General features: G+C 44.6%; 1 protein-coding gene. It reads right to left on the bottom strand.

Annotated elements, in window-relative coordinates; all coding sequences use genetic code 11:
- Positions 1-307, bottom strand: a 307-nt coding sequence (locus IEY58_RS34260) for a glycine--tRNA ligase subunit beta (protein ID WP_189052672.1), incomplete at its 3' end; no start/stop codon positions are given.
- Between the last annotated feature and the right edge of the window lie 198 nt (positions 308-505).

Genomic DNA, 505 nt, shown 5'->3' with positions numbered 1-505 from the left:
AATCCTTGACGTCAATACCCAAGCCTTGGGCAAACCCTTGCGCTGCTTTGGTTGGATTACCGTCCTTGTCATAGGCAGCTTTGACTGCAGGACCGCGTTTTTGTTCGATTTTATCGGGCTGTTTTTCACTAATTCCTTGAATCTGTAAGGCAAGGCGACGCGGGGCGGCAAAGCTTTTAATGGTATCAAAGCGAATATTGGCATCTTTTAGCGATTGGGTGACATGGTTGTTAAGTGCATCACGCAATGTTTTTAGATTTTTTGGGGGCAATTCTTCGGTGCCAAGTTCAAATAAAATAGTAGACATGCTAAAGCCTTGTTGATTCAAATAGGGTAAATATAGGCGATTATAGCAGAAATTTAAGCCATAAAAATGCCCCATCAGCGGGGCAAATCAAGAAAACCGTCAGCGTAAAACGAAAATTAAACTTATCGGCTGGCGCTTGCCGAAGTCGTTACAGCGGTTGTAGCGACTGGCGTATTGACCGCCGCTTTTGGTTTGGCT

Source organism: Aliidongia dinghuensis (assembly GCF_014643535.1).
Taxonomy (GTDB): Bacteria; Pseudomonadota; Alphaproteobacteria; order ATCC43930; family CGMCC-115725; genus Aliidongia; species Aliidongia dinghuensis.
Note: the sequence above shows the minus strand (reverse complement) of the source record. Positions and strands in the feature narration are given on the sequence as shown.